The organism is Azospirillum formosense, assembly GCF_013340925.1.
In the GTDB taxonomy this organism is placed as follows: domain Bacteria; phylum Pseudomonadota; class Alphaproteobacteria; order Azospirillales; family Azospirillaceae; genus Azospirillum; species Azospirillum formosense.
On the sequence record NZ_WHOR01000243.1, the window covers coordinates 1 to 8,928 of the forward strand.

Sequence of the window (8,928 nt, forward strand, 5' to 3'; positions counted from 1 at the left end):
GGGCGCACCCCTGTTCGCGCTCGACCGCACCAGCGCGCGGGCGGAGCGCGACCGGCTGGCCGCGGCGCTCGCGCAGGCGCGGGCGCAACTGGCCGATCTGCGGACGGGCCGGCGCCCCGACGAGCTGGCGGTGGTCGCCGCCCAGCGCGCGCAGGCCGAGGCGGCGCTGCGCTATTCCGAGGCGGAGCTGGCGCGGCAGCAAACCCTGGTGGCGCGCAAGGTCAGCTCCAATGATCGGCTTGATGCCGCCCGCGCCACCCGCGACCGCGATCGTGGGCGGCTGGAGGAGCTGACCGCGCAGCTGGCCGTCTCCAACCTGCCGGCCCGTCCCGACCAGATCCGCGCCGCCGAGAACGCCGTTGCCCAAGCGGAAGCCGCCCTGGCCCAGGCGGACAAGCGTCTTGCCGAACTGGCTCCATCGGCGCCCGAGGCGGCGCTGGTCGAGGACACGCTGTTCAACCCCGGCGAATGGGTGCCGGCGGGCGCCCCGGTGGTCTCGCTTCTGCCGCCGGGGAAGCGGAAGCTGGTGGTCTTCGTTCCGGAAACGCTGATGGCCCGCGTCCGTCCGGGGGACCGGGTGACGGTGCGCTGCGACGGCTGCCCGCCCGGCCTGTCGGCGCGCGTGACCCACGTGGCGCCACGGGTGGAATACACCCCGCCGGTGATCTACAGCGTCGGCAGCCGCGAGAAGCTGGTCTTCCGCGTCGAGGCGCGGCTGGAGGATGGGGGGACGCTCAACCCGGGCCTTCCGGTGGATGTGGAGTTGCCGCGATGACGGGGGGACCTGCCATCGACGTGCGCGGACTGGTCAAGCGCTTCGGCGCCAAGACGGTGGTGGACGGTTTTTCCATTCGGGTGGCGCGTGGGCAGATCTATGGCTTTTTGGGGCCGAACGGGTCGGGTAAGACGACGACCATCCGCATGCTCTGCGGGCTGCTGACCCCCGATGCCGGGGAGGGGACCTGCCTTGGGCTCGACATCCGCAGCCAGAGCGCCGCCATCAAGCGGCAAGTCGGCTACATGACCCAGAAGTTCAGCTTCTGGGAGGATTTGAGCATCGCCGAGAATCTGGATTTCGTCGCCCGCATGTACGGTCTGCCGGACCGCCGGGGCAAGGTCGCCGCGGCGCTGGACCGGCTGGGGCTGGGCAACCGGCGGGCGCAGTTGGCGGGGGAGCTGTCCGGCGGCTGGAAGCAGCGTCTGGCGCTGGCCGCCTGCATCCTGCACGAGCCGAAGCTTCTGCTGTTGGACGAGCCGACCGCGGGCGTCGATCCCAAGGCGCGGCGGGAGTTCTGGGACGAGATCCACCGCTTGGCCGGTGACGGGCTGACCGTGCTGGTCAGCACCCATTACATGGACGAGGCGGAACGCTGCCACGCCATCGCCTACCTCGCCTACGGCCGGTTGATGACCCAGGGCAGCGTGGAGGAGGTGATCGCCAATTCGGGGCTGGTCACCTACGAGGTCGGCGCGCGGGCCGCGGGCGGGCCGAATCTTGGTCATGTCGCGGCGGCGCTGCAGAGCTGTCCCGGTGTCGAAATGGTCGCCGCCTTCGGCGCCCGGCTGCATGTCAGCGGCGGCGATGGCGCGGAGTTGGAGGAGGCGTTGCGCCCCTGGGCCGCCGATTCGGGCCTGCTGGTGCGGCGGACGGAGCCGACGCTGGAGGACGTGTTTATCCATCTGATGAACCGCAGCACGGACAATTTCGCATGACCGCGCCGCCGGTGGGCAAAGTCAGGCCGTCCCCACAGCCTTGCGAAAGACGGTGCGGGGACGGCGCGCGGTCATTCGATCGATGCGGAGGTCACGCCGGTGTTCTTGTTCCAGCGCAGCGTCAGCTTGGAGATCTTGCAGAGATTCAAGTTCTGCCAGACCGCCGACTCGCCGTCGTCGTAGATGACCTTCATGTCCCACTTGCAGGTCTTCTCGGCCTTGTCGAAGCTCACTTCGAACTCCTCGCCGTCGTCGAGGACGTCACGGCCGAGGATGTCTTCGTCCCATTTCTCGTTGGCGGACTCGCTGACATAGATGTGCTTCAGCGCGTAGCCCGTCTCGTTCGCGATGGTGAAATCCTGTTGCCCGGCCAGGGCGGCGCCATGAGACAGGAACAGGGCGACGACGGCGGCGGCGCCCTTGGCAAGAATAGATGTCACGGTATGTCTCCCGCATACGAGTTAATCCATTTGAACGATGCTTGAGGCAATTTAGATATGTCAACGGGCGCCAAGTGACTGGATGGTGCGTTGAAATAGAAAGATGTTTTTCCATCCTGAGTCACGCGAAACGGGAGTGGCATCATGGCGAGGTTTTCCTTCGCGCGCTTCGTCGCGGTGATGGTGAAGGAGTTCATCCAGATGCGACGCGACCGGCTGACCTTCGCCATGATGGTGGGGGTGCCGGTGCTCCAACTCGTGCTGTTCGGCTTCGCCATCAACTCAGACCCCAAAAGCCTTCCGACCGCCGTCCACGCCGCCGACTCCAGCCCCTTCGCGCGCACGCTGGTGTCGGCCATGGCGAATTCCGGCTATTTCGACGTGACCCGTGGCGCCGACAGCCCGGCGGAGCTGGACCGCCTGCTGGCGGAGGGGCGGGTGCAGTTCGCCGTCACCATCCCCGCCGGATTCGCCCGCGACCTGCAGCGGGGCGAGCGGCCGGTCCTGCTGGTCGAGGCCGACGCGACGGACCCGGCGGCGACCAGCAACGCGCTGGCCGCCCTGTCCACCCTCGCGCGGCAGGCGCTGGACCCCGATCTGACCGGGCCGCTGGCCCCTCTGCGCTCCACCCCCGATCCGGTCGAACTGCGGGTCCACCGCCGCTACAACCCGGAGGGCATCACTCAGTACAACGTGGTGCCCGGCCTGATGGGCGTGGTCCTGACCATGACGATGGTGATGATGACCGCGCTGGCCGTCACCCGCGAGCGGGAGCGCGGGACGATGGAAAACCTGCTGGCCATGCCCGTCCGCCCGTTCGAGGTGATGCTGGGCAAGATCGTGCCCTTCATCCTGGTCGGCTACATCCAGATCGTCATCATCGTGCTGGCCGCCCGGCTGCTGTTCGGCGTGCCCATCGTCGGCAGCCTGGCCCTGCTGTCCGTGGTTCTGGTGCTGTTCATCGCCGCCAATCTGGCGGTGGGCTTCACCTTCTCCACCGTGGCGAAGAACCAGCTTCAGGCGATGCAGATGTCCTTCTTCTTCTTTCTGCCGTCGATGCTGCTGTCCGGCTTCATGTTTCCCTTCCGCGGCATGCCCGGCTGGGCGCAGGCGGTGGGGGAGATCCTGCCGCTGACCCATTTCCTGCGCATCGTCCGCGGCATCCTCCTGAAAGGCAACGGCCCGGCGGAGATCGCCGGGGAGGTAGCGGCGCTGCTGGTTTTTCTGGTTGTGGTCACGGTCGTCGCTCTGAGACGCTACCGGCAGACCTTGGACTGAGCAGTAAACGGGGGCCGGGCGTGCCCCTTCATCGTAGCCGCCAAGTGGAAATCGGTTGTGACATGAGCGTGAGCCTCACCTTTCGTTAAGGAACATTGGCTCTAATCTTTCCCGATTGGCGGTCCGTGGGGGAAGATGATGGGGCGCTTGGCGGTTGGCCCGACGATCGGGATTCTTGCGGCGGCCCTGATCGCCGCCGGTTTGATCGCCGCCGCTCTCGCCGGACCGGCCGAGGCCGGATCGCCGAAGAAGAAGAAGCCCGCACCGCCGGCTCCCAATTCCATCGCCTGGAGTCAGGTGGGCGGTCCCGCCTTGGGACCGGCCCAGTCCATCGGCGGCTACGCCGCGGGCTGCATCACGGGGGCGCAGGCCCTGCCGGGGGAGGGCACCGGCTATCAGGTGATCCGCATGTCCCGCCAACGCTATTACGGCCATCCGGAACTGATCGACTACCTGAAGGGCTTCGGGCGGAAGGTCGCGGCGGCCGGGTTGGGGACCGCGCTGATCGGCGACATGGGACAGGCGCGCGGCGGCCCGATGAGCTTCGGGCACGCCAGCCACCAGATCGGGCTCGACGCCGACGTCTGGCTGCGGCTTGACCATCCGCCGATGGGGCGCAACGCGCGGGAAAGCCTGACCGAGATCAAGTACGTCGATTACGGGCGCGTCCGCGTCACCGAGGACTGGTCGGAGCGGCAGGCCCAGCTCGTCCGCATTGCCGCCAGCGATCCGCGGGTGACCCGCATCTTCGTCAACCCGGCAATCAAGCTCGCCATGTGCCGCCATGCCTGGCCGGACCGCGCCTTCCTGCGCAAGCTGCGGCCCTGGCATGGCCATGACGGGCACATGCACATCCGGCTGGGCTGCCCGGCGGGAAGCCCGCAGTGCGAGGACCAGCGCGACATTCCCGATGGCGATGGCTGCGGCGACGAGGTCGCGTCCTGGCTCGGCTCCGTCTATCCGGTGGTGGAGAGGCACAACGGCAAGCCGCAGCCGCGCTACGTCAACATGCCGCCCGCCTGCACCGCGGTGCTGCGCGCCGCCGGGACGCGGGTCGCCGCCATGGACGACCCGCATAGGGAGAAGGCGTTGCGGTAAAGTGACGCCGGATTTAGCGCTTGCACGAACGGAGCGCCCGGATACTGTGAAAGTCGGAATGAATTTGTTCGCGTTGCGGAAAGGCAATGTCCGCCGCGCGAACGAACCGGTCGTCCGGCGGTCCAGGCAACGGGGCAGGCGCGAAGGCGATGAGCGATAACAGCGGACACGATCACGCGGGCGGTCCCCGCATCACGCTCAAGACCCGCCTTCACGCCTGGTGGGAGGGGTACGACCTCTCCGGCCTGAAGGGCAGGGGCGGCGGGGAGGACGGCAAGCCGCAGGCTGGCGCCGCTCCGCCCCAACCCGCCGTCCGGGGTCCCGGCCCCGGCGTGAACCGCTGGGGCAAGCCGCTGTGGAGCGCCACGCGAATCGAAGTGGCGGAGAAGCTGTGGGGCGAGGGCTTCAACACGCCGGGCGGTCACGACCACATCCCCTATCTGGTGAAACCGCTCGGCCTGAACCCGGCGATGAGCGTGCTGGACCTGTCCGCCGGTCTGGGCGGCACCAGCCGCACCATGGCGAGCAAGTACGGTTGCTGGGTCACCGGTCTGGAGGCGTCGGAGCTTCTGGCGAAGGAGGGGATGATCCGCTCCTTCAAGGAGGGGCTGGAGAAGAAGGCCCCGATCGAAACCTATGATCCGGAGAATTTCAGCTATCCCAAGCGCGTGGACGCCATCGTCTACAAGGAGGGGATGTTCTCCGTCCGCGGCAAGGATCAGCTGTTCGACGGTATGGAACTAGCGCTGAAGCCGCGCGGCCATCTGCTGATGACCGATTACGTGATCGACCCGGCGCTGGCCGGAGCCAAGGCCGTCCAGGTCTGGTGCGACAAGGAACCGATGCAGCCGCATCTGTGGTCCAAGGACCAGATGGCCGCCGCCTTTGCCCAGCGGAACCTGGACCTGCGAATCGCCGAGGACATCACCGACACCCACCGCGGCCTGATCGTGAGCGCCATCCAGGGGCTGGTCGAGCACTTGGAGCGCCATCATCTGGATCATGAAACCAAGCTCGCGGTGATGGATGAGGTGGAACTGTGGGTCCGCCGCGTGTCCGCCATCGAGGCGGGCATGAAGGTGTGCCGTTTCTACGCGCTGAAACCGGCTGAGTAGCGTCGAAACGGCCTTGTCCGGCGGGAAACGCAACCGCGACGGGGGCCGTTGACAGCAGGGGTGCGCCGCACTATGGTGCGCGCCTTCGATCGAGCCGCCGACCGACCAGGATGAAGAACTATGAAGATCGTTAACTCTCTCAAGTCGATGAAGACGCGCCACAAGGCCTGCCGCGTGATCCGCCGCAAGGGCCGCGTCTACGTCATCAACAAGCAGAACCCGCGCTTCAAGGCCCGCCAGGGCTGAGACCGGCGGCCGGGTCCGCCCGGCCGACGCGTGCTGTGCTGTTGAACGCGACGCCGCGCCGTTCCTCCGGGACGGCGCGGCGTCGCGTTTTGGCGTGTCCGGAGAGCGTTCAGTCCTGCAGGCGCGGAAACACGCCGCCAACGGTAATGCAGTACTGCAGGCCGGGAGCGGGCGACTCCAGCGTCGGCAAAGCGAATTCCTTTTCTCCATCGCCGCCATAGCTCGTGCCGATCAGCGAGAAAAGCGCGATGAAATGGTTGACCGAGAGCCGACGCCCATCCGCCGGCAACCACCCGAGGGGTAGGCGGGTGTAGGAGAACAGGCGGATTTCGCCGATGTAGACATCGATCTCGGGATTGCCGGGGTGCATTGGCGTCTCTCCGTTCCGTAGCGTTCGCAAGGCATGGACTGTGAGCCGGCGCGGCGCGCCGCGGTTCTCTTTGTATCGGTTGCCGTAAAAATGGCAATCTGGACATCGGCTTTCCGCCAAGGTTGAGGGGGCTGAGTCCACCGACGGCAGGGCGGAACGCAAGCGGGGGCTGGCGTCGCCTCCCGTCCGATGTTACCTGTGGAACGGAACGCCGCGGGAACAATCCGGGCGACGGAACATGGGGGAGGACGGCCGGCCATGCGGATGCCCGCGCCCGACGACGGCGTCATCGCGCGCCGCCGAGAGATCATCGCAGCGCTGCGGGCCATCGTGCCCGGCGAGGGAGTGATCGCCGACGAAAGCGAACTGCGCGCCTATGAATGCGACGGGCTGACCGCCTACCGCCAGCTTCCCATGGTCGTGGTGTTGCCCAGCACGACGGAGCAGGTGAGCCGGGTGCTCAAAACCTGCAAGGAAATGGGGGTGAAGGTGGTGCCGCGCGGCGCCGGGACCTCCCTGTCGGGCGGAGCCTTGCCGCTGGCCGACGGCGTGCTGCTGGGGATGGGCAAGTTCAACCGCATCCTCGACATCGACTTCGCCAACCGCTGCGTGGTGACCCAGCCGGGGGTGACCAATCTCGGCATCTCCACCGCGGTGGCGCATGAGGGCTTCTATTACGCGCCCGACCCCTCCAGCCAGATCGCCTGCACCATCGGCGGCAACATCGCCGAGAATTCCGGCGGGGTGCATTGCCTGAAATACGGCCTGACCACCAACAACGTGCTGGGGCTGGAGATGGTGCTGATGGACGGCACCGTCCTGCGGCTGGGCGGCAAGCATCTCGACGCCGGCGGCTACGACCTGATGGGCGTGGTCACCGGCTCCGAGGGGCTGCTGGGGGTGGTGACCGAGGTGACGGTGCGCATCCTGAAAAAACCGGCCACCGCCCGCGCCGTTCTGATCGGTTTCCCGACCAGCGAGCAGGGCGGCGATTGCGTGGCCGCCATCATCGCCGCGGGCATCATCCCCGGCGGCATGGAGATGATGGACCGGCCGGCGATCCACGCGGCGGAAGATTTCGTCCACGCCGGCTACCCGCTGGACGTCGAGGCCCTGCTGATCGTCGAACTGGACGGCCCGGCGGCGGAGGTCGACCATCTGATCGACGAGGTGGCGGAGATCGCGCGGTCCAAGGGCTGCTGCTACTCCCGCGTCTCGACCTCGGAGGAGGAGCGGCTGTCCTTCTGGGCCGGGCGCAAGGCGGCCTTCCCGGCGGTGGGGCGCATCAGCCCCGACTACTACTGCATGGACGGCACCATCCCGCGCAAGGCGCTGCCCCTGGTGCTGCACCGCATGCAGGAGATGTCCGACCGCTACGCGCTGCGGGTCGCCAACGTCTTCCACGCGGGCGACGGCAATCTGCACCCGCTGATCCTCTACGACGCCAACAAGCCGGGTGAGCTGGAGCGGGCGGAGGCCTTCGGCAACGACATCCTGCGCCTGTGCGTCGAGGTCGGCGGCGTGCTGACCGGCGAGCATGGCGTGGGGGTGGAGAAGCGCGACCTGATGACCGACCAGTTCGACGAGGTCGATCTCGACCAGCAGCAGCGCATCAAATGCGCCTTCGACCCCGACGGGCTGCTGAACCCCGGCAAGGTCTTCCCCAAGCTGCACCGCTGCGCCGAGCTGGGCCGCGTGCACATCCACAAGGGGGAGCTGCGCTTCCCCGACATTCCCCGCTTTTGAGGCCATCCGCATGACCGTGACCACCGTCAAGCCCGACTCGGCGGCCCAGGCCGCCGACGCGGTGCGCTGGGCCTTATCGGAAGGGACGCCGCTGGACGTCGCCGGTTCGGGGTCCAAGCGCGGCCTCGGGCGTCCGATCCAGACCGCCTACACACTCGACCTGTCCGGCCTGTCCGGTGTCGTCGCCTACGAGGCGGAAGAGCTGGTGCTGACCGCCAAGGCCGGCACGCCGATGGCCGAGATCCTGCCGATGCTGGCGGAGCGGCGGCAGCAGCTCGCCTTCGAGCCGCAGGACCTCGGGCCGCTGTTCGGCCGGCCGGAGGGGCAGGGCACCTTGGGCGGGGTGGTCGCCAGCGGGCTGGCCGGGCCGCGGCGCATCAGCGCCGGTTCCGCCCGCGACCACACGCTGGGCATCGAGGGGGTGAACGGGCGCGGCGACCTCTACAAGGGCGGCGGCAAGGTGGTGAAGAACGTCACCGGCTACGACGTGCCCAAGCTGATGGCCGGGTCCTTCGGCACGCTGACCGTCCTGACCGAACTGACGGTGAAGGTGCTGCCGGCGCCGGAGGACGTCCGGACGCTGCTGCTGGCCGGGCGCGAGGACGCCGGGGCCGTGGCGGCGCTGACCGCGGCGCTGCAGAGCCCCTACGACGTGTCCGGCGCCGTCCATCTGCCGGCTGCGGTGGCGGCACGATCCCATGTGCGGGCGGTCGCCGCGGTGGGCGGGGCGGTCACGCTGGTGCGGGTGGAAGGCTTTGGTCCGTCCGTCACCGCCCGTGTGGCCGCGCTGAAGGAAGAGTTGGGCGCCGACGCCGTGCTGGATCGGGACGAGTCGCGGGCGGTGTGGAAGGAAATCAGGGACGTGGCGTATTTTTGCCCCCTCCCTAACCCTCCCCCGCTGACGCAGGGGAGGGAACTTGAC

10 protein-coding genes are annotated in these 8,928 nt (G+C 68.0%); 8 read left to right on the plus strand and 2 right to left on the minus strand.

Annotation, left to right across the window (positions count from 1 at the left end):
* A partial coding sequence (locus GBZ26_RS23320) for an HlyD family secretion protein (RefSeq protein WP_174440894.1) occupies window positions 1–775 on the plus strand: 775 nt, incomplete at its 5' end.
* The gene (locus GBZ26_RS23325; protein WP_174440895.1) at window positions 772–1,713 is read left to right on the plus strand and encodes an ABC transporter ATP-binding protein; all 942 of its coding nucleotides are present in this window, start codon (window positions 772–774) and stop codon (window positions 1,711–1,713) included. The genes GBZ26_RS23320 and GBZ26_RS23325, both read left to right, overlap by 4 nt.
* A 71-nt stretch (window positions 1,714–1,784) precedes the next feature.
* Here the strand turns inward: GBZ26_RS23325 and GBZ26_RS23330 are convergent, their stop codons facing one another.
* Window positions 1,785–2,153, minus strand: a complete 369-nt coding sequence (locus tag GBZ26_RS23330; RefSeq protein ID WP_174440896.1) for a hypothetical protein — start codon at window positions 2,151–2,153, stop codon at window positions 1,785–1,787.
* A gap of 144 nt (window positions 2,154–2,297) precedes the next feature.
* Here GBZ26_RS23330 and GBZ26_RS23335 point away from each other — a divergent pair, with 144 nt between their 5' ends.
* The 4 genes from GBZ26_RS23335 (at window position 2,298) to ykgO (ending at window position 5,890) form a co-directional block, all read left to right on the plus strand.
* The gene (locus GBZ26_RS23335; RefSeq protein WP_174440897.1) at window positions 2,298–3,431 is read left to right on the plus strand and encodes an ABC transporter permease; all 1,134 of its coding nucleotides are present in this window, start codon (window positions 2,298–2,300) and stop codon (window positions 3,429–3,431) included.
* Window positions 3,432–3,569: 138 nt separating this feature from the next.
* Window positions 3,570–4,529, plus strand: a complete 960-nt coding sequence (gene mepA, locus GBZ26_RS23340; protein WP_174440901.1) for a penicillin-insensitive murein endopeptidase — start codon at window positions 3,570–3,572, stop codon at window positions 4,527–4,529.
* A gap of 149 nt (window positions 4,530–4,678) precedes the next feature.
* Window positions 4,679–5,644: an SAM-dependent methyltransferase gene (locus GBZ26_RS23345; protein WP_174440898.1), complete on the plus strand. Its 966-nt coding sequence runs from the start codon at window positions 4,679–4,681 to the stop codon at window positions 5,642–5,644.
* 120 nt (window positions 5,645–5,764) lie between these two features.
* Entirely contained in the window at window positions 5,765–5,890 is a 126-nt protein-coding gene (gene ykgO / locus GBZ26_RS23350; protein ID WP_012973122.1) for a type B 50S ribosomal protein L36, read from the plus strand.
* A gap of 109 nt (window positions 5,891–5,999) precedes the next feature.
* On the opposite strand, the gene GBZ26_RS23355 is transcribed toward ykgO, so the two are convergent.
* On the minus strand, window positions 6,000–6,260 hold the full coding sequence (locus GBZ26_RS23355) for a phage tail protein (protein ID WP_211104920.1): 261 nt from the start codon (window positions 6,258–6,260) through the stop codon (window positions 6,000–6,002).
* A gap of 258 nt (window positions 6,261–6,518) precedes the next feature.
* On the opposite strand from GBZ26_RS23355, the gene GBZ26_RS23360 reads away from it, so the two are divergent.
* Complete coding sequence (locus GBZ26_RS23360) at window positions 6,519–8,006, plus strand: FAD-linked oxidase C-terminal domain-containing protein (RefSeq protein ID WP_174440899.1); 1,488 nt, start codon at window positions 6,519–6,521, stop codon at window positions 8,004–8,006.
* A gap of 10 nt (window positions 8,007–8,016) precedes the next feature.
* The coding region (locus GBZ26_RS23365) for an FAD-binding protein (protein WP_174440900.1) at window positions 8,017–8,928 on the plus strand (912 nt) is incomplete at its 3' end.